Consider the following 21,411-nt stretch of genomic DNA (forward strand, 5'->3'; position numbering starts at 1 on the left):
GAAAACGATTCTTTGCCCTTTTTAGAGGACAGACACTCATTGCCTGATTTGAAACAGGACTGTCTCTAAATACGGGCCGACTACATAAATGATGTGGAGGTGCCTATTATGCCATTAACACCGTTGGACATACATAATAAGGAATTTACAAAAGGTTTTAGAGGGTACGACGAAGATGAAGTAAACGAATTCCTGGATCAAGTCATTAAAGATTTTGAAATTCTGTTACGCGAGAAAAAAGAATTAGAGCAAAAATATAAGGATTTATCAGAAAAGCTTGGCCATTTTACTAATATTGAAGAAACCCTTAATAAATCCATTGTGATTGCACAGGAAGCTGCAGAAGAAGTAAAAAGAAATGCTCAAAAAGAGGCAAAGCTTATAGTAAAAGAAGCAGAAAAAAATGCGGATCGAATTGTAAATGAATCTTTGGCGAAAGCAAGAAAAATTGCTTTAGACGTAGAAGAATTGAAAAAACAATCCAAGGTTTTCCGAAATCGTTTCCGTATGCTGGTTGAAGCCCAGTTAGATTTAATTAATGCAGATGACTGGGATGAACTATTAGAATATGACGTAGACGCGACAGATTTAATTTCAATCAAAGAGTAGAAATTCTTTAATTACTTGACCTTTTTCTTTATTATTTAATATAATACTAAAATAATACGAAGTAAAAACGATGATAGGGACAGTACGTGCCAGAAAACATCTTATAGCGAGTCAGGGATGGTGGAAGCCTGATAGAAAATGGTATGGAAGATCACCCTTGAGTTCTAAGGTTGAACATAATTAGTAGACCTTAGCGTACAGTCACGTTACGACTTACTATGAGCGGACTTTTTTAGTCAATTAGGGTGGTACCGCGGGAATTGCAAGCTTCTCGTCCCTTTTTATGGGGATGGAGAAGCTTTTTTTCGTCTATCAGGAGGATAACTTGACCATACTTTGAGCTAGAATGTTTTATTTTATTACATGAACAGAGTGATTTGAAAGGAATGAATGGGAACATGGAGTACAAAGATACGTTACTTATGCCAAAAACAGAGTTTCCAATGAGAGGAAACCTTCCCAATAGAGAACCGGAAATTCAAAAAAAATGGGAAGAAATTGATATTTACAAACTCGTACAGGAGCGGACAAAAGGCCGTCCAAGATTTGTTCTGCATGATGGACCTCCATATGCCAATGGAGATATTCACATGGGCCACGCCCTTAACAAAGTGTTAAAGGACTTTATTGTACGCTATAAATCTATGAGCGGATACGATGCTCCGTATATTCCGGGCTGGGATACACACGGACTGCCGATAGAACAGCGGCTAACCAATGACGGAGTGAATCGGAAAGAAATGAGTGTGGCCGAGTTTAGAAAGCTATGTGAAGAGTATGCAAAAAGTCAAATTAATAATCAGCGTGAACAGTTTAAGCGTCTTGGCGTTCGCGGAAACTGGGAAAATCCTTATTTAACCTTGCACCCAGAATACGAAGCAAGACAGGTCAAGGTTTTTGGCGAAATGGCGAAAAAAGGCTACATCTATAAAGGATTAAAGCCTGTATTTTGGTCTCCATCCAATGAGTCTGCTTTGGCTGAAGCGGAAATTGAGTATCAGGATAAGAGATCACCATCTATTTATGTCGGCTTTAAAGTAAAAGATGGAAAGGGCGTCTTGGATACAGATACGGAGATTGTGATTTGGACGACCACACCATGGACAATTCCTGCAAATTTAGGAATCGCTGTTCATCCTGAACTTACTTATGTAGTGGTAGAAGAAAATCACAAGAAATATGTTGTAGCTAAGGATCTTTTAGAAAGTGTAACTAAAGAGGTTGGCTGGGAAGCACCTGAAGTTGTAAAAGAAGTGAAAGGAAATGATTTGGAGTACATCCTTTGCAGACACCCATTCTATGATCGGGATTCCCTTGTCATGCTTGGGGAACACGTTACGACTGAATCCGGTACAGGCTGCGTTCATACCGCACCTGGACACGGGGAAGATGACTTCTACATCGGTCAAAAATACGGTTTGGACGTTCTTAGCCCAGTTGATGATAAAGGAAATTTCACTAGTGAGGCTCCTGGATTTGAAGGATTATTTTATGATGATGCTAATAAAGTCATTACGGAAAAATTAAATGAAGTGGGAGCGCTATTAAAGCTTACATTTATTACGCACTCTTACCCGCATGACTGGCGCTCGAAAAAGCCAACGATTTTCCGGGCAACGCCGCAATGGTTTGCGTCTATTGAGCCAATCCGTGAAACATTATTAAAAGAGATCCAAAATGTAAATTGGGCGACTCAATGGGGAGAAACAAGACTTTACAACATGATCCGCGACAGAGGAGATTGGTGTATTTCCCGTCAGCGAGTATGGGGAGTGCCAATCCCGGTATTTTATGCGGAAAACGGGGATCCAATTATTACAGATGAAACGATTGAACATGTTTCGAACCTATTTAAAGAGCACGGCTCGAATATTTGGTTTGAAAGAGATGCGAAAGATTTGCTGCCTGAAGGATTTACCCATCCATCCAGTCCAAATGGCAAGTTTACAAAAGAAACTGACATCATGGACGTGTGGTTTGATTCAGGTTCTTCTCATTATGCGGTGCTTGCAGTTCGCGAAGATGCTGAGTATCCGGCTGATATTTATTTAGAAGGTTCTGACCAATACCGCGGCTGGTTTAACTCTAGTTTAATTATAAGTGTAGCGGTGAATGGCCGGGCACCATATAAGTCTGTTCTATCGAATGGATTTACGGTTGATGAAAAGGGCAGAAAGATGTCCAAGTCACTGGGAAATGTCATTGTCCCAGACCAAATCAACAAGCAGTTCGGAGCAGACATTTTAAGGCTTTGGGTTGCATCCGTTGACTATAAATCAGATGTCAAAGTATTTATGGATAACTTTAAACAGGTGTCAGAGGTTTACCGAAAAATTCGCAATACCTTCCGTTTCATGTTAGGGAATCTCGCTGATTTTAACCCTGACAAAGACCGTGTTGCCCTTGAAAACCTGCGTGACGTAGATCGATTTATGCTTGTTAAGCTCAATAAGCTGATTAAAACCGTACGCAACGCTTACGAAAATTACGAGTATGCTACGATTTACCATGCGGTTAATAACTTCTTTACTCTTGATTTAAGTGCCTTCTATTTAGATTATGGTAAAGATATTTTATATGTAGAAGGGCCGGACAGTCTCGATCGCCGTGCTATGCAAACCGTTATTTACGACAGCCTTTTAGCCTTAACTAAGCTCATGGCGCCAATTCTTGTTCATACGACTGATGAAGTTTGGTCATATATCCCAGGGGTTGAGGAAGTAAGTGTTCAGCTAACTGACATGCCTGAGGAAATGGCTATTGATAACAGTGAAGGCATCGAGCAAAAATGGAATGCGTTCCTTGAAGTAAGAGATGATGTATTGAAAGCTTTAGAAGAAGCAAGGAATGCAAAAATAATCGGTAAATCATTAGCGGCTCACGTGACCCTGTATGTTACGGATGAAACGAAATCTCTGCTTGATTCGATTCAAGAAGATTTAAAACAATTATTCATTGTTTCTCAGGTTACAGTAAAGGACGAGAGTGAAGCAGCAAATGAAGCGTTAAAATTAGATGTGGCAACAGTACTTGTAGAAAAAGCAGAAGGAGAAACGTGTGAGCGGTGCTGGAATGTGACCACTGATGTGGGAGGCGACCACGAACATCCAACTCTATGTTATCGTTGTGCCACTGTTGTTAGAGATTATTATTAAGTCATAATCGGCTCCTTCCCTTCCTTGGGGGAGCCCTTTTACTTTTTCCAAAGGATTCAAAGTATGCTAAAATCTATACATAAAATTTAAATCGGAGGTAAAGTTTGTGATCTATTACCTGCTTGCCGTGCTCATTATATTGTTAGATCAATGGACGAAGTGGATCATTGTCAAACAAATGGAACTGGGCGAAAGTATTGAAGTGATTCCAAATTTCCTTTATATAACATCCCATCGCAATCAAGGAGCGGCCTGGGGCATTCTTCAAGGGCAAATGTGGTTCTTTTACATCATTACAGTCGTTGTCATTATTGGGATTGTTTATTACATGCAAAAATGGGCAAAGGGCAAAATAATGGCAAGTGTCGCCCTGGCTCTTATGCTAGGGGGAGCAATTGGCAATTTCATTGATCGTGTGTTTCGAAAGGAAGTAGTAGATTTTATAGATGTGTATATTTTTGGCTATGACTTTCCAATCTTTAATATTGCCGACTCAAGCTTAGTAATTGGTGTGATTTTATTGATGATTTGGATGTTTATCGAGGAGCGAATGGCTAAAAAGGAGAAATCAATTGATGGAAACGATGGAGTACAGCATACAGAGTGATACAGCAGGGGAGAGGATTGACAAAGTTCTATCTGCTCTTAATGAAGAATGGTCCCGAAGTCAAATACAAAACTGGATCACATCAGGGGCAGTAAAAGTCAACGGGGATACTGTAAAGAGAAATTATAAAGTTGCCTCTGGCGATTCGATTACGATAGAGATACCGGAAGCAGAAGAATTAGATGTTGAACCGGAACCAATGGACCTAAATATCTATTATGAGGATGCAGATGTTTTAGTCGTCAATAAACCTCGCGGAATGGTCGTACATCCTGCACCAGGACATACACGGGGGACATTGGTCAACGGACTCCTATATCACTGCAAGGATCTATCAGGGATAAACGGAGTTTTACGGCCAGGGATTGTTCATCGGATTGATATGGATACATCAGGATTGCTAATGGTTGCAAAAAATGATTTAGCCCATGAGAGGCTAGTTAAACAGCTTCAAGAAAAAACTGTAACAAGAAAGTATTTAGCCATTGTTCATGGTGTGATTCCCCATGATGTCGGAACGATTGATGCCCCGTTGGGAAGAGATCCAAAAGACCGGCAAAAGATGACAGTTGTTGATAACGGAAAACATGCCGTAACTCACTTTCGAGTTAAGGAAAGATTCAGAAACTATACGTTTGTAGAATGCGAGCTTGAAACAGGAAGAACGCATCAAATCCGTGTTCATATGAAGTATATTGGCTATCCGTTAGCCGGAGACCCAAAGTATGGACCGAAAAAGACGTTAGATATTGAGGGACAGGCATTACATGCCCAAGTCCTTGGGTTTACTCATCCCCGCACTGGGGAATACCTTGAATTTAGTGCACCACTCCCGGATGAATTCGAGAAACTAATCGACTATCTCAGAAAAAATGATTGACAAAAAACGTAAAGATAGATATGCTTTGTATAGTGTTTAAGACCTTTAAAGACAGTCCCGTGAGACTGAGAAGGTAACGGAATAGGACAAATTCTGCGAGTATTGGCGCACGTATAAGCACCAATCGTCTATCCAAACCTCTCACTTTCCCGGAGTGAGAGGTTTTTTCGTACCTCTCATTAATTAAGCTGACAAGGAGGACATCTCAGTATGGAAAAAGCACAAGTGATGGATGCGCAAGCAATTAACCGAGCATTGACCCGAATCGCACACGAAATTATAGAAAAGAACAAAGGGATTGATGATTGTGTTCTGATTGGCATTAAAACACGGGGCATTTATCTGGCCAACCGATTAGCGCAAAAAATTAATCAAATTGAAGGTAAATTAATTCCAGTCGGGGAACTAGATATCACGTTGTACAGAGATGATCTTTCTGAGAAAACAGCAAACCATGAGCCGCTGGTAAAAGGTTCTGATATTCCGGTTAATATTCACCAAAAAAAGGTAATTTTGGTTGATGATGTTCTTTATACAGGGAGAACGTCACGTGCTGCACTAGATGCTTTGGTTGATCAGGGAAGACCAGCGATGATCCAACTAGCAGTGCTGGTGGACCGGGGACATCGGGAACTCCCGATTCGGGCCGATTATGTCGGCAAAAATGTTCCAACCTCCAAATCTGAAAAAATAGTAGTAAAGCTTAATGAAGTAGATAATATTGATCAAGTTAGCATTTTTGAAAAATAAATTAATCCCTTTTAATGTGGTCCTGTGAGGCTGCCAAGGGGAGTACATTGTTTCATGCAGCAATGGAACTGCTTTACTGTACCCTCTTTGTGCCTTAACAGGTCATAAAGAGGGTATTTTTTTGAAAAAAATAGAACATTATCAAAAGGGGAAAAAACAATGAATAAACGAAATCCAAATGCAGTACTAGATGTTCGCGAAGTTCCCAAGTGGAATCAATGGATCATATTAAGTATACAGCACTTATTTGCGATGTTTGGCGCTACCATTTTAGTGCCGATTTTAGTAGGATTAGAGCCAGCTGTAGCATTGCTTTCAAGCGGTTTAGGTACACTTGCTTACCTAGCCATTACAAGAGGTCAAATTCCTGCTTATCTCGGTTCATCGTTTGCCTTCATCAACCCGATTCTTACTGCAAAGGCCCTTGATGGCCAAGAATCCGTAATGATAGGTTGCTTTGTAGCTGGTCTTGTTTACGGAATTGTAGCCTTATTATTGAAAGGTCTAGGCACAGGCTGGTTATTTACGGTGCTGCCTCCAGTCGTTGTTGGGCCAATCATTATGGTTATCGGTCTTAGCCTAGCACCGACTGCTGTTGATATGGCGATGTATGAAACAACTGCAGCTGGCGAAAAAATTTATCGTTTAGATTTTATACTTGTCGCTCTCATAACATTAGCTGTTACTATTATTGCTTCTATCTTTTTGAAAGGCTTCTTAAAGCTAATACCTGTTTTGATTGGGGTTGTTTGCGGATACGTTGCCGCTTACTTCTTTGGTTTAGTGGATCTCGGGTCCGTTCAAGAGGCAGCATGGTTTGCCTTGCCACATGTAATGGTACCGTTTGTGAACTACACACCTAATTTTTCATGGACGGTTGTTTGGCTCATTGCACCTGTTGCTTTTGTAACTTTAGCCGAACATACTGGTCACCAAATGGTATTAAGTAAAGTAATTGATCGCAATTTAATTCAAAAACCGGGTCTGCACAGATCAGTATTTGGTGATGGAATTGCAACGATGATTGGAAGCGCAATTGGTGGTCCGCCATTAACAACATACGGGGAAAACATTGGTGTATTGGCCATAACACGTGTATATAGCGTATTTGTGATCGGGGGAGCAGCGGTAACCGCAATCCTGTTTTCCACAATTGGCAAGGTATCAGCCCTTATTTCTTCGATTCCTACAGCAGTTATGGGCGGTGTTTCCATCCTCTTGTTTGGTATTATCGCATCAAGCGGTCTAAGAATGCTTATTGATAATAAGGTTGATTTTTCGCAGCAAAGAAATTTAATCATTGCATCAGTTATCTTAGTTATTGGAATTGGCGGAGCTTTTATCCAAATCGGTGACTTTACCCTTTCCGGAATGGCGTTAGCTACGCTTTCTGGAATTGTGCTGAACTTAATCCTGCCAGGAAGATCGAAAGTAGATCCTGAAGAAATGTTTCCAACAGAAAATTAAATAAAAGATTAAACCTTTTAATAGTAGTCCCGAGAGGCTGCAAAAGGTGTAATGAGGAGAAGGGAACATGTATGATCTCCTGCTCTCCCATGCTTTCACGCACCTTGAGTCTCTCTCAAGGTGTTTTTTTAAAAAGTTTTGCAAATTTAAGGTGGAGGATGAAAAAGAATGAAGCATTTTGTATCGATGGAAGACTTTCTTGCGGATGATATTCAAAGCATTCTTTCATTAGCAAAGGAACATGAAGAACACAAGATTCCCATGCAAAATAAAGAGATATTCGCAGCCAATCTTTTCTATGAACCTAGTACTCGCACTAAATCTAGCTTTGAAGTAGCGCAAAGAAAGCTTGGGTTAAATATAATCCAATTTGAAGTAATCCATTCTAGTGTTCAAAAAGGGGAGACTCTTTATGACACGGTCAAAACATTCGAAGCAATCGGCTGTAATCTCTTGGTCATTCGCCACCCTGAAACGGACTATTATAAAGATTTAATTCCTTATCTTAACATACCGCTTATTAACGGAGGAGACGGAAGCGGGCAGCATCCATCCCAATGCCTGCTTGATCTTTACACAATCCAGAAAGAATTTGGCAGCTTTAAGGGGGTAAAGGTTTTAATAGCGGGTGACCTGAAACATAGCCGCGTTGCCAGATCTAATGCGCGTGCTTTGGCTATGCTGGGGGCAAAAGTGTTCTTTTACAGCCCTGCTGAATGGGTCGATGAAGAGCTCCTGCAGTGGGGCAGCTTTCGCCATATAGACGACGTGCTGTCAATAGTCGATGTAGTAATGATGCTGCGCGTGCAATTAGAACGGCATACAGAAAAGGGGAAAATAGAAGATTACCATAGTCAATATGGTCTGACGATAGAGCGAGCGAAAAGAATGAAGCCCGGAAGTATTATTATGCACCCTGCTCCTGTGAATAGAGGAGTAGAGATAGCGGGTGCATTAGTAGAATCGTCGCAATCGAGGATTTTTGAGCAAATGAGAAATGGTGTTTATGTAAGAATGGCCATGATTGACTCACTACTACAAAAATGGGGGATTGGAACAAATGAAAACACTGCTAAAGAACGTACAATGGTTGGATGGTAACAAGATTATTGCTGGAGATGTTCTAATCGAGGAGAACAAAGTTGCTGCAATGGGTCAGGATTTATCTAAAACAAGTGATGCTGAAAAAGTGATTGACGGAAACAGCCGCTTCATATTTCCGGGCTTTGTTGATTTGCATGTCCACCTGCGCCAGCCAGGCGGAGAGCATAAAGAAACGATTGAAACAGGGACAATGGCTGCTGCACGCGGAGGATTTACAACGATCGCCCCAATGCCTAATACCAAACCGGTTCCTGATTCAAGAGAAAATGTAGAAAGTCTGTTCCAGCTCATTAACAAATACGCAAAGGTACGGGTGCTCCCTTATGCTTCCATTACAGTTGCGCAAAAAGAGGAAGAACTCGTTGATTTTAAAGCTTTAAACTATGATCACGTACTCGGCTTTACCGATGATGGAGTCGGTGTCCAATCCGCTGGAATGATGTATGAAGCTATGAAGCAGGCTGCCCAAATTGAAAAGCCGATCATTGCTCACTGTGAAGATAACACCCTCATCTGCCGCGGTTCTTTTCATGACGGAATGAAAGCTAAAGAACTTGGCGTTAACGGGATTCCATCCATATGTGAAGCTGTCCATATTGCCCGCGATGTCCTGTTGGCAGAAGCAGCCAAATGTCATTACCATGTCTGCCACGTAAGTACAAAAGAATCAGTACGGGTCATCCGGGATGCAAAAAAGGCGGGAATCCGTGTGACAGCAGAAGTAACACCGCACCATCTCTTGTTAACAGAAGATGATATTAAAGAACCGTTAACTTCGTATAAAATGAATCCTCCTCTGCGTGCAAAAGAGGACAGAGATGCTTTAATTGAAGGATTACTCGATGGAACGATTGATTTCATTGCAACAGACCATGCACCGCATACCCAAGAGGAAAAAGCAAAGGAATTAGATCAGGCACCATTTGGAATCGTCGGATTAGAAACAGCCTTTCCGCTTTTGTATACACACTTTGTCGAAAAGGGTGTATTCACTTTAAAACAATTGGTGGATTGGCTTACAGTGCGCCCAAGTGAAGCATTTGGTCTTACCTTTGGCCGATTGCAAATTGGAGCAATAGCGGATCTTGTTTTAATAGATGTAAATGAAGAAAGGCAGATAGACGTTGAGACATTTTTATCTAAAGGTAAAAACACTCCATTTCATGGCTGGAATTGTAAAGGTTGGCCAGTGATGACATTTGTCAACGGGAAATTGGTTTACTCAGCAGAGGGGGTAGTGGTATGAAAAAGAAACTAATTCTAGAAAATGGCATTGTTATGGAGGGAGAAGGCTTTGGTTATGACTCTAAAATCTATGGAGAAGTCGTCTTTCAGACAGGAATGACCGGGTATCAGGAGGTACTGACGGATCCATCCTACTGCGGACAAATAGTGGTGATGACGTATCCCTTAATCGGAAACTACGGAATCAACCGCGATGATATGGAGTCCTTTAAGCCTCATATTCAGGCTCTAATCGTAAAAGAAAACTGTGACCTCCCTTCACATTGGAAGCAAAAATGGTCGATTGATGAGTATCTCAAACTTCACCAAATCCCAGGTTTAAGCGGAATTGATACAAGAATGTTAACTCGTATTATTCGGGAGCATGGTTCATTGAAAGCAGCGATTGTAAATGCAGATGCCGATGAAAAAACAATATTACAAAACTTAAAAACGAGACATTGGCCAACTGATCAGGTTGCGCAAGTGTCAACTAAAACGCCGTACCCCAGTCCGGGAAGAGGAAAACGGGTCGTAGTTGTAGACTTTGGGATGAAGCATAATATTCTGAGCGAATTAAATGAACGGGACGCCAATGTATTGGTCGTGCCTCATACTATCACAAGCGATGAATTATTACAGCTTATGCCCGATGGGGTTGTCCTTTCTAACGGTCCCGGGGATCCTGTCGATGTTCCATATGCCATTGCCATGATTCAAGGGATATTAGGGAAAATTCCTGTATTTGGAATATGTCTGGGTCATCAGCTGCTAGCCCTCGCAAGCGGAGCGAAAACGTATAAATTAAAATTCGGCCACAGAGGTGCAAACCACCCTGTCAAAGATTTGCGGCATGACAAAGTCTATATCACTTCACAAAACCATGGATATGCAGTCAATCTAGACTCACTTGAAAATACGGATTTAGAACTAACCCATATTGCTGTAAACGATGGAACGGTTGAAGGTGTCCGTCATAAAATTTATCCTGCTTTTTCGGTTCAATACCATCCAGAGTCTTCTCCGGGTCCAGATGATTCCAGATATCTCTTTGATGAATTTATGGAGCTTATAGAGAAGAGTCATTCCGAAACAATGCTGATATTGAAAAAATAGAATCTGAGCTTATATCGCGGATTTGGAAAACCGATACAATACTGAAACAACTTACAATCGTTTGAAACTGAAAGGAGCTTTCTTATGCCAAGAAGAGACGATATACAAACCATTATGGTAATTGGATCTGGCCCGATTGTGATTGGTCAGGCAGCTGAATTTGACTATGCCGGAACACAGGCATGCCTGGCATTAAAAGAGGAAGGGTATCGAGTTATTCTAGTAAACTCCAACCCTGCTACCATTATGACTGATCCTGAAATGGCAGATGTTGTTTACATCGAGCCGCTAACCCTTGAATTTGTCTCTCGCATTATCAGAAAAGAACGCCCAGATGCGCTGCTTCCTACGCTAGGAGGTCAAACAGGTCTTAACCTCGCTGTTGAACTTGATCAATCTGGTATTTTAAAAGAATGTAATGTTGAGTTAATTGGTACGAAATTATCGTCGATTCAGCAGGCAGAAGACCGCGAACTTTTCCGCTCACTGATGGAGGAGCTGAATCAGCCTGTTCCAGAAAGTTCAATCGTCCATACAATGGATGATGCTTTGCAGTTTGTCGAAATGATTGGCTACCCTGTTATTGTTCGTCCAGCCTACACACTTGGCGGGACAGGAGGAGGAATTTGTGATAACGAACAATCTTTACGAGAAACTGTGAAGAATGGATTGAAAATGAGTCCTGTCGGCCAAGTCCTGCTTGAAAAAAGTATTGCCGGCATGAAGGAAATAGAGTACGAAGTAATGCGTGACCATAAGGATCAGGCAATTGTTGTTTGTAACATGGAGAACTTTGATCCAGTCGGTATTCATACAGGAGATTCAATCGTAGTTGCACCAAGCCAGACGTTATCTGATCAAGAGTTTCAAATGTTAAGAACGGTTTCACTAGATATTATCCGTGCCTTAAAAATTGAGGGCGGGTGTAATGTTCAGCTCGCGCTTGACCCGCACAGCTCCCAATACTATGTCATTGAAGTGAATCCAAGGGTAAGCCGTTCATCAGCCCTAGCTTCCAAAGCTACCGGTTATCCAATTGCCAAACTCGCAGCTAAATTGGCAGTAGGATATTCTCTCGATGAAATTACGAATCCAGTAACAGGCAGTACTTTTGCAAGCTTTGAACCAACTCTAGATTATGTCGTAACGAAAATTCCAAGATGGCCATTTGATAAGTTTGAGTCAGCAAAACGCACTCTTGGCCCGCAAATGAAAGCAACCGGGGAAGTAATGGCAATTGGAAGAAACTTTGAAGAATCCCTTTTAAAAGCCGTTAGATCTCTAGAACTGGGAACATCTCATTTATCTATGTCAGAACTAGAAGAAGTTTCAGAGGAACTGCTCGTAAAACGGATCCAAAAAGCCGGTGATGAAAGACTATTTTATATTGCTGAAGCCCTAAGAAGAGGGATTGATACAGAAATAATCCACGATTGGAGCAAGATTGACCGCTTCTTCTTATGGAAACTGGAAAGAATTATAGAAATGGAAAATGAGCTGAAAAACAATGCCAATAACTTTGAATGTTTAAAGAAGGCAAAGAAAATGGGCTTCTCTGACTGGGCAATCGCCAAGCTATGGGAACAGACGGTGGAAGAGGTTGAAGCATTTAGAAAACGTGAAAACCTGAAGCCCGTTTACAAAATGGTTGACACATGTGGAGCGGAATTTGAAGCGAAGACACCTTATTTCTACAGCACTTATGAACAAGAGAATGAGTCGATTCCAAGCGATAAAGAAAAAGTGGTTGTGATCGGAAGCGGACCGATTCGAATCGGGCAAGGAGTGGAATTTGACTATTCTACCGTACACTCCGTCTGGGCGATTCAAGAGCTTGGATACGAAGCAATCGTTATTAATAACAATCCAGAAACAGTATCAACCGATTATTCCATGAGTGACCGCCTCTATTTTGAACCGTTGACAATTGAAGATGTTATGCATGTGATTGAACTGGAACAACCAATCGGGGTGATCGTACAGTTCGGAGGCCAAACAGCTATTAATCTAGCAGACGGTCTAGCCAAGCGGGGAGTAAGAATACTAGGTACAAGTCTGGATAGCATTGACCTGGCCGAAGACAGAAAACGGTTTGAACAATTACTCGATCAGCAAGGAATTGCAAAGCCGCAAGGAACCACAGTGTTTACTGTTGAGGAAGCAATCTACGCAGCAAAAGGAATCGGTTATCCGGTATTAGTCCGTCCGTCTTACGTCCTTGGCGGAAGAGCAATGGAGATTGTCTACAACGAGTCAGAACTTGCTTCTTATATGGCCAATGCTGTGAAAATCAATTCAGAACACCCTGTACTGATTGACCGTTACATTACTGGTAAAGAAGTAGAGGTCGATGCGATTTCCGATGGGGAACAAATCCTCATTCCAGGGATTATGGAACATATTGAAAGAGCGGGTGTCCATTCAGGGGATTCCATTGCAGTTTATCCGCCGCAAAACTTAACACCTACGCAAATTAAAAAAGTAATCGAGAGTGCCAGAAAGCTAGCGAGAGGCTTAAAAATTAAAGGCTTGTTCAATATTCAGTATGTACTGTCGGAAGATGAATTTTACGTAATTGAGGTTAATCCGCGCTCAAGCCGGACACTGCCTTTCTTAAGTAAAATCACGAATGTCCCAATGGCAAACATCGCGACTAAGATCATGCTTGGAGCTTCCTTGAAAAACTTAGGAATTGAAACTGAATATGTCGAGCCTAACGATGAAGTATATGTAAAGGTGCCAGTCTTCTCCTTTGCTAAACTTAGAAGACTAGATGTCACCCTCGGACCTGAAATGAAGTCGACAGGTGAGGTGATGGGAAAAGACCAAACACTTGAAAAAGCCTTATACAAAGGTCTCAAAGCGGCTGGATTCAAAATACCTCAACATGGAAATGTGCTGCTGACTGTAGCAGATAAAGATAAGGATGAAGCGGTCCGTCTGGCTAACAGACTGTATCAGCTCGGATTCCAGCTCCTTGCAACGAAAGGAACGGCAGAGATGTTAGAAAATGCCGGCTTGCCTGTAAAAGAGGTAGAGAAAATTGGCCAAAGCGGCCCAACCTTACTAGATGAAATCAGACAAAACCAGGTTCAAATTGTAATAAACACTCTAACTAAAGGAAAACAGCCGGAAAGAGACGGATTTAGAATCCGAAGAGAATCGGTTGAAAACGGAATTCCATGTCTGACATCTCTTGATACGGCAGAAGCGTTAATTCGTGTGATTGAGTCGATGACGTTTTCGACAGCAGGGTTGACAAAGTCTAAAGAAAAGCTGACAAAGGAGCTTCATTATGCGCATTGATGACATGAAGATCATTGAACACCAGTCTATTGCAGCGAATACGTTTCGTCTTGTGCTTGAAGGTGATTTAGTAAATGAGATATCCGCACCCGGTCAATTTGTTCATGTGCAGACAGGAAGTGAGGCTCATCTGTTAAGAAGACCGATCAGTATTTCAGAATTTAATCAAGAAACAAAGCAATGTACGCTTATATACCGAGCTGGCGGAGAAGGTACCAAACTGCTCTCGAAAAAGCAGGCAGGGGATAAACTCAATGTGTTAGGTCCGCTTGGCAATGGCTATTCCCTTCCAGAACAAGCGAGTTCATGTCTAATCGTAGGAGGAGGCATTGGGGTGCCTCCTCTTTATGAACTATCGAAGCAGCTTACTGGTGCTGGGCATCATGTCACACATGTGCTTGGTTTTCAAAATAAGGAGGCAGTCTTCCTAAAAGGTGAATTTTCAGAGCTTGGCCTCACCTTTATTGCCACGGATGATGGGACGGAGGGACAAAAGGGATATGTTACAGATGTGATTGAACAGCTCAATACGGCATTCGATATCGTATATGCATGTGGTCCAACTCCAATGCTGAGAGCATTGCAATCTCGAATAACAAATATTCCTCTCTTTATTTCTCTGGAGGAACGGATGGGCTGCGGCATCGGAGCCTGCTTTGCTTGCGTCGTCAAACAAACCGGCAATGAACAAAATTATTATAAAATCTGCTGTGATGGCCCGGTATTTGCGGCAAAGGAGGTCGTGATCTAATGTTATCTGTAAAACTACCTGGCTTGGATTTAAAAAATCCGATCATGCCTGCTTCGGGATGCTTTGGCTTTGGCCGTGAATATAGCCGCTTGTATGATTTAAGCCTGCTCGGTGCCATTATGATTAAAGCAACCACACCGGAACCGCGATTCGGCAACCCGACACCGCGTGTTGCCGAAACCTCAAGCGGGATGCTCAATGCGATTGGACTGCAAAATCCGGGACTAAAGAAAGTGTGTACAGAGGAGCTTCCATGGCTATCCCAGTATGATGTGCCGATTATCGCCAATGTAGCTGGGGCAACGATGGAGGATTACGTCACAGTCGCAAGAGAAATCAGTCTTGTTGAAAATGTGAAGGCATTAGAACTAAACATTTCATGTCCAAACGTTAAACATGGGGGAATTGCTTTTGGAAGTACCCCTGAGACAGCCTATCAATTAACGCAAAAGGTTAAAGAAGTATCAAGTGTACCAGTTTACGTCAAACTGTCTCCAAATGTAACCGATATCGTATCGATGGCAAAAGCAATAGAAGCTGCTGGAGCCGATGGAATTACGATGATTAATACACTGATTGGAATGCGCATTGATACTGTGACAGGAAAGCCAATTATCCACAATGGGACAGGTGGCCTTTCAGGTCCGGCAATTAAACCTATTGCCATTCGGATGGTGTATGAAGTCAGTAAAAATATTGATATCCCTATTATCGGGATGGGCGGAGTTCAGTCCGTAGATGATGTAATTGAATTTTTATATGCCGGAGCAAGTGCAGTTGCGGTGGGGACAGCTAATTTTGTCGACCCGTTTATATGCAAAAAGTTAATCGACGAGCTTCCAGCAAGACTTACTGAGCTAGGGTTTACCTCAATTAATGAATGTATCGGAAGGAGCCGCAAACATGACAAAGTCGCCAATCATCGTAGCTCTTGATTTTCCTTCTTTGAGTGCAACAAAGACCTTTCTTGAAAAATTTGAGGGAGAATCGTTGTTCGTTAAAGTGGGTATGGAGTTGTTTTATCAGGAAGGACCCAAAATTATTGAATTCTTAAAAGCACAGGATCATGCGATTTTTCTGGATTTAAAATTGCATGATATCCCAAATACAGTCTATTCAGCAATGAAAGGCTTGGCACAGCTTGGTGTGGATCTTATCAATGTTCATGCATTTGGCGGCTCTGAGATGATGAGAAGGGCAGTTGAGGGATTAGAGGATGGCAAGCTGCAAGGTACGGTCAGACCGCTATGTATTGCTGTCACGCAACTAACCAGTACTTCTGCAAAGCAATTAAAAGAAGAGACATTTGTTGATCTTCCGCTTGAGCAAATGGTCGAAAAACAGGCTGCTCTTGCATCTCAATCCGGAATGGATGGGGTGGTCTGCTCACCGCTCGAAAGCAAGAGATTAAAAGAGTTGCTGGGACACTCGTTTATCACTGTTACACCTGGCATCAGACCGCTTGGATCAGAGCAGGGAGATCAGCACAGAATAACAACCCCAGCAGAAGCAAAAAGATTAAAAGCTTCCTATATTGTTGTCGGTCGTCCGATTACGAAGGCAGACAATCCGTTTGAGGCATACACGAAAATTAAACAGGAATGGGAGGAAACAAGACAATGAGTTATGAAGTGGCGAAAAAATTACTAGAAATAGGTGCAGTCGAGCTAAGACCCAATCAACCCTTTACACTAAGCTCTGGTCTTCTTTCACCGATTTATTGCGATAATCGGCTCACCCTTTCTTTTCCTTCTGTACGTAAATTAATTGCGCAGCAATTAGCTAATAAAATCAATGAAAAGTTTCCTGAAGCAACTCATATTTCAGGAACTGCAACAGCCGGAATTCCTCATGCAGCCTTGGTCAGTGAACAATTAAATCTGCCAATGAGCTATATCAGAGGCGAATCTAAAGGGCATGGCCGAAAAAATCTTATTGAAGGCCTAATTAAAGAAGAGGACAAGGTCGTTGTAATTGAGGATTTAATTTCGACAGGGAAAAGTGTGATTAAAGCTGTTCATGCATTGCGGGATAACGGAATCGATGTGCTTGGTACAGTTTCAATCTTTACTTATGAACTTCAAAAAGGAATTGACCAGCTTCAAGAGCATGATATTCTAAACTTTTCAATTTGTACGTTTCCTGAATTAATCGAGGCTGCTTTAGAAGTGAATGCAATTAGTGAAGAGGATGCAGAAACGTTAAGGAATTGGCAGCAAGATCCGGAAAATTGGAAACTCTAATACTAGTAGTTTCAACGATGTGCATTAGCTATGTGAAAATACCTTAATAAATTAGAACAATAAAGCGGATATTCTCTTTTTTTTAACATATAATGGCAAGGGATTTTGTTGAAAAAAGGAAATAGATAGTCCTCTTTATTGTTCTTTTTTATTTTCTTCTCTAATCCTATATACGTCTCAAGACCTAGATCAATTTCCATCTTCCGATGGGTATCATTTCCTTTGTTTTCCATTAAATTTAGAGAGAGTTCTAGAAGAAAAGAGAGGATGAAACCATGTCAGTTTTAGAAGTAAGCGAGTTGCGTAAATCGTTTGGAAGTGTTCACGCAGTGAACGGCATAAGCTTTTCTGTCAATAAAAGCGAAGTATTCACGATTATCGGACCAAATGGAGCAGGTAAAACGACAACACTTGAGATGATCCAAGGTCTTATCCCGCCAGATCATGGGCAAATTGCATTTGGGGACATGAATTGGGACAAAGACGCAGAAAAAATCAAAATGATGATTGGCGTTCAGCCGCAGTCCAGTGCTTTATTTGATTTACTGACAGTCCAAGAAAACATAGAACTATTTGCCTCCTTTTACTCCAAACAAGTTCCCACTAGCGAAGTCCTTGAAATGATCAATTTGAAAGAGCATCAGAATAAACAGGTTAAAAAGCTTTCAGGCGGGCAAAGACAGCGGCTGGCAATTGGTCTGGCGATGATTAATGACCCTGAAATGATTTTTTTGGATGAACCGACAACAGGCTTGGATCCGCAGGCAAGACGAAATATTTGGGACATTATTGTAAAGCTCAAGGATATGGGAAAAACCGTTGTGCTGACAACACATTACATGGAAGAGGCGGAAAAATTGAGTGACCGCGTCTGTATTGTCGATAATGGCAAGATTATATCGATCGATACTCCAGCTGCATTAATCGAACAATTGACAAAAGAGCGTGAAGTTAGGTTATCCTTCGCAGAACATGAGGAAGCTGCAGCAAAAACGTTACAAATCATGCAAAATCATCCCTCTGTTGTACGGACTGCAGGGGAAGGAACCCAACTGAAGCTTTGGACAATTCATCCAGAAGACACCTTATTTGCTTTATTTGCCTTTACTAAAGAGCAAGGCTATCGGGTCGAACAGGTCTCCATTCGGGAGTTAAGTCTTGAAGATGTATTTATTGCATTTACAGGAAAGGAATGGAGGGATTAAGATGAAACTTGGGAAACAATTTAGACAAATGTTTATGGCCCAGTTAAAAATGACTTTTCGCGAAAAACAAGCATGGTTTTGGGGAATTTTCTTTCCTGTTATTCTGATGGTTATATTTATGCTGATATTTAGCGGAGATTCAAACGAAGAGTTCGAGGCCAAAGTGGCAATAGTCAATGAGAATCCGAACGAGACATCGCAAATGCTGTTTGAGCAGATTCAAAACCTTTCTATGCTTGAAATTGAAACGGGAGAGCCAGTAAGCAGGGAACAGGCAGAATCCTGGCTCAAAGAGGAAGACGTCAATGCTGTTATCGTACTTCCAGAAACTCTGGATGAAAAATCAATTCTATTAATGGTAAACAGGGAGAATGAAAGAAACGTTACGACTCAAGCAGTATCCAGTTTGTTAAATAATTTTATTCAGTCAGCCAATCTCATGGCATTAGGTGGAACTCCGACTTACGAGTTACAATTCGAGTCAATTTCCTCTGGTAGCAGCAATTTACAGCAAGAAGATTTTATCTTAACAGGTATGATTGCCTTATCAATTGCCCAAGGCGGTCTTTTTGGGATGGTCGATTTAGTTGACATGCGCCGAAAAGGACTAATGAAGAGACTGCGCATGACTCCTGCAAAGATGGGGTTATTCGGACTGAGTGATATGACCATGAGGATGATATTTGCATGTGTCCAAATCATTCTATTATCGCTAATTGGCGTATTAGGATTTGGAGCCAACTTACACATCGATTTCCTTAGTCTCCTCGTTGTTTTCCTAATAGGAGCTTTATCTTTTAATGCAATCGGTTATTTATTTTCCTCCTTCAGTAAAACAATGGAGTCCTATATGGGATTAGCCAATATCACGAGCTTCTTAATGATGTTCCTAAGCGGGATCTTTTTCCCGGTTGAAACTATGCCCGATTGGCTCCAGCCTGTATCGCAAGTGCTGCCGCTTACATATTTTGTAGACGGATTAAGAGACTCAATGGTGTATGAAACAGGTATAACCACCAGTTCGTTCTGGATAGGGATTGGAATTGTAGTAATCTGGGGGCTCATTTCGTTTTTCATCGGTTCTTTTGTTTATAAATCAAAGGCGATTGCGGAAACAAGGTAATCGTAATGACCATTCCATATGTTGTGGAATGGATTCTTTTTTTGGAAAGTACTCCAATCATAAAAAAACAACCTGCAAAAGTCATCAGGACTCTGCGGGCCGTTTTTTTAAATTTATTTTCTTAATTTCATAACCTCCGCCTCATCTGGCGTCACATAAACAGTCTGCTGCTGTTCATAAATCACAAATCCAGGCTTGGCTCCACTTGGTTTCTTCACATGCCTCACTTTGGTAAAGTCGACCGGAACGGAGCTTGAGCTTCTTGCTTTACTGAAATAAGCAGCGAGACGGGCGGCTTCCAGAATCGTTTCATTAGTTGGATCAGTCGATCGAATCACGACATGGGATCCGGGAATATCTTTAGTATGAAGCCAAATTTCATCTTTTTTGGCAACTTTATTGGTTAAGTAATCGTTTTGTTTATTATTTTTACCGACTAGAATTTCCGTTCCATCAGAGGAAATATAGGTTTCAAGGCTAGGAGGCTGCGGTTTATTTTTCTTTTTCCCCTTATCTGGTTTTGCTTTTAGATACCCTTCTTCGATCAATTCTTCTCTAATTTCTTCAACATCCTTAGGCGCAGCATTTTCGAGCTGCTGGATCAGCACTTCAAGATATTTAATTTCTTCTATTGCGTGATCAATTTGTTCTTGGACAATGTCAGCTGCATGTTTCAATTTTTGATACTTAGAAAAATAACTTTGAGCATTTTCAGCCGGGGATTTCGTTTTCTTTAATGGAATCACAATCGTTTCGGCCTCTTCACTGTAGTAGTTTTCAACCTCGATTTCCTCCATCCCCTTTTCAATCCGGTATAAATTAGCCGTGAGCAGTTCTCCGTAAAGCTGATAACGGTTGGCTTCTTTTGCTTCTTCTAAAGTTTGGAGCAGTTTTTCAATTTTAAGTTCATTTTTGCGTTTCTCCTGCTGAAGGACTCTTTCAAGGTCTGCGGCTATTTGCTTTATCCGGTCTCTTTCTGCTTTTCCAAAATAATATCGGTCCAACAACACACTTAAAGTGGCAAAGCTTTGATATTCACTGCTTATTGAAGATAACGGCATGAAATAGAAGGCTTCCTTCTCCTCACTCAGCATGATTGAAGGAGTATACTCGTGCTGGCGAATAGTCTTCATCACCGAAACAAACATGTTCGGAAGGGTAACACGATTGGCTAATAGTACACGGGAGACGATTTCCTTCGCAAGCATCGGTGATAATCCTTCGAAATTCTGGACAAGCTGCTGTGGCAGTTTTCCGCTGTTAAAATCAATCTTCTTCAACACATCTTCTTCCGTAGCTTCAAGCGGACTCATTTTATCCTGAGCAGGCGGCGCTATATAAGGGTGACCTGGCAACAGTGTTCTATGCCTGTTTAAGTGGGAAGGGATATGCTTAATACAATCCAAGATTACCATTTTTTCTGGGTCAACTAATAAGAGATTACTGTGTCTGCCCATCAGTTCAATGATTAAATGTTTGTTTTTCCAATCACCAAGCTCGTTTCTGGACTTGATGCGGAAGGTAATAATCCGATCGAGCCCCTGCTGCTCGATTGCTTCAATCACGCCACCTTCTAAATGCTTGCGTAAAAGCATACAGAACTTCGGCGGCTCTTTCGGATTCTCGTAGATTTCCTCTGTCAATTGTACCCTGTGGAAACTGGGGTGTGCCGACAGCAATAGCTTATGGGAAATCCCATTCTCTCTTACTTGTAAAATACATTCTAATTTATAGGGCTGGTGGACCTTATGTATTCTCGCTCCAATTAAACTTTGAAGTTCATGAACCATAGCTCTAGTGAACAATCCATCAAAAGACATATGAATACTTCCTTTTATTTATTAAGGCTTGTTAGGCCAAGTGTTTTTTTA

At 41.4% G+C, this 21,411-nt stretch carries 17 protein-coding genes and 1 other annotated feature; of the genes, 16 read left to right on the forward strand and 1 reads right to left on the reverse strand.

Annotated elements, in window-relative coordinates:
• The first annotated feature begins 108 nt into the window (after positions 1-108).
• From MLE14_RS09810 to MLE14_RS09885, 16 genes are all read left to right on the forward strand, one after another.
• A complete protein-coding gene (locus tag MLE14_RS09810) occupies positions 109-609 on the forward strand; it encodes a DivIVA domain-containing protein (RefSeq protein WP_243298192.1) in 501 nt (166 codons plus the stop codon).
• A gap of 61 nt (positions 610-670) precedes the next feature.
• Positions 671-891, forward strand: a binding site (T-box leader).
• 116 nt (positions 892-1,007) lie between these two features.
• Positions 1,008-3,764, forward strand: coding sequence for an isoleucine--tRNA ligase (ileS, locus tag MLE14_RS09815; RefSeq protein WP_243298193.1), 2,757 nt, complete (start codon positions 1,008-1,010; stop codon positions 3,762-3,764).
• A 106-nt stretch (positions 3,765-3,870) separates the two neighbouring features.
• The gene (gene lspA, locus MLE14_RS09820) at positions 3,871-4,371 is read left to right on the forward strand and encodes a signal peptidase II (protein ID WP_243298194.1); all 501 of its coding nucleotides are present in this window, start codon (positions 3,871-3,873) and stop codon (positions 4,369-4,371) included.
• Entirely contained in the window at positions 4,340-5,251 is a 912-nt protein-coding gene (locus MLE14_RS09825) for an RluA family pseudouridine synthase (RefSeq protein WP_243298195.1), read from the forward strand. The genes lspA and MLE14_RS09825 overlap by 32 nt, the downstream gene beginning before the upstream one ends.
• Positions 5,252-5,461: 210 nt before the next feature.
• On the forward strand, positions 5,462-6,001 hold the full coding sequence (gene pyrR, locus MLE14_RS09830) for a bifunctional pyr operon transcriptional regulator/uracil phosphoribosyltransferase PyrR (protein WP_243298196.1): 540 nt from the start codon (positions 5,462-5,464) through the stop codon (positions 5,999-6,001).
• 159 nt (positions 6,002-6,160) lie between these two features.
• A complete protein-coding gene (gene uraA, locus MLE14_RS09835) occupies positions 6,161-7,468 on the forward strand; it encodes a uracil permease (protein WP_243298197.1) in 1,308 nt (435 codons plus the stop codon).
• Positions 7,469-7,636: 168 nt separating this feature from the next.
• The gene (locus MLE14_RS09840) at positions 7,637-8,569 is read left to right on the forward strand and encodes an aspartate carbamoyltransferase catalytic subunit (RefSeq protein WP_243298198.1); all 933 of its coding nucleotides are present in this window, start codon (positions 7,637-7,639) and stop codon (positions 8,567-8,569) included.
• Positions 8,529-9,818: a dihydroorotase gene (locus tag MLE14_RS09845; protein ID WP_243298199.1), complete on the forward strand. Its 1,290-nt coding sequence runs from the start codon at positions 8,529-8,531 to the stop codon at positions 9,816-9,818. The genes MLE14_RS09840 and MLE14_RS09845 overlap by 41 nt, the downstream gene beginning before the upstream one ends.
• The gene (carA, locus tag MLE14_RS09850) at positions 9,815-10,912 is read left to right on the forward strand and encodes a glutamine-hydrolyzing carbamoyl-phosphate synthase small subunit (protein ID WP_243298200.1); all 1,098 of its coding nucleotides are present in this window, start codon (positions 9,815-9,817) and stop codon (positions 10,910-10,912) included. The genes MLE14_RS09845 and carA overlap by 4 nt, the downstream gene beginning before the upstream one ends.
• An 84-nt stretch (positions 10,913-10,996) precedes the next feature.
• On the forward strand, positions 10,997-14,218 hold the full coding sequence (gene carB, locus MLE14_RS09855; RefSeq protein ID WP_243298201.1) for a carbamoyl-phosphate synthase large subunit: 3,222 nt from the start codon (positions 10,997-10,999) through the stop codon (positions 14,216-14,218).
• On the forward strand, positions 14,205-14,969 hold the full coding sequence (locus MLE14_RS09860) for a dihydroorotate dehydrogenase electron transfer subunit (RefSeq protein WP_390628618.1): 765 nt from the start codon (positions 14,205-14,207) through the stop codon (positions 14,967-14,969). The genes carB and MLE14_RS09860 overlap by 14 nt, the downstream gene beginning before the upstream one ends.
• Positions 14,969-15,904 (forward strand): dihydroorotate dehydrogenase, encoded by a 936-nt coding sequence (locus tag MLE14_RS09865; protein ID WP_243298203.1) that lies wholly within the window; start codon positions 14,969-14,971, stop codon positions 15,902-15,904. The genes MLE14_RS09860 and MLE14_RS09865 overlap by 1 nt, the downstream gene beginning before the upstream one ends.
• Positions 15,873-16,592 (forward strand): orotidine-5'-phosphate decarboxylase, encoded by a 720-nt coding sequence (pyrF, locus tag MLE14_RS09870; protein ID WP_243298204.1) that lies wholly within the window; start codon positions 15,873-15,875, stop codon positions 16,590-16,592. The genes MLE14_RS09865 and pyrF overlap by 32 nt, the downstream gene beginning before the upstream one ends.
• Complete coding sequence (pyrE, locus tag MLE14_RS09875) at positions 16,589-17,212, forward strand: orotate phosphoribosyltransferase (RefSeq protein ID WP_243298205.1); 624 nt, start codon at positions 16,589-16,591, stop codon at positions 17,210-17,212. The genes pyrF and pyrE overlap by 4 nt, the downstream gene beginning before the upstream one ends.
• A gap of 275 nt (positions 17,213-17,487) precedes the next feature.
• The gene (locus MLE14_RS09880; RefSeq protein ID WP_243298206.1) at positions 17,488-18,417 is read left to right on the forward strand and encodes an ABC transporter ATP-binding protein; all 930 of its coding nucleotides are present in this window, start codon (positions 17,488-17,490) and stop codon (positions 18,415-18,417) included.
• A 1-nt stretch (position 18,418) separates the two neighbouring features.
• Positions 18,419-19,540: an ABC transporter permease gene (locus MLE14_RS09885; RefSeq protein ID WP_243298207.1), complete on the forward strand. Its 1,122-nt coding sequence runs from the start codon at positions 18,419-18,421 to the stop codon at positions 19,538-19,540.
• Between the two features lie 113 nt (positions 19,541-19,653).
• Here the strand turns inward: MLE14_RS09885 and MLE14_RS09890 are convergent, their stop codons facing one another.
• Entirely contained in the window at positions 19,654-21,360 is a 1,707-nt protein-coding gene (locus tag MLE14_RS09890) for an Rqc2 family fibronectin-binding protein (protein WP_243298208.1), read from the reverse strand.
• Between the last annotated feature and the right edge of the window lie 51 nt (positions 21,361-21,411).

This window comes from Bacillus litorisediminis, assembly GCF_022808645.1.
Taxonomy (GTDB): domain Bacteria; phylum Bacillota; class Bacilli; order Bacillales; family JC228; genus Bacillus_BF; species Bacillus_BF litorisediminis.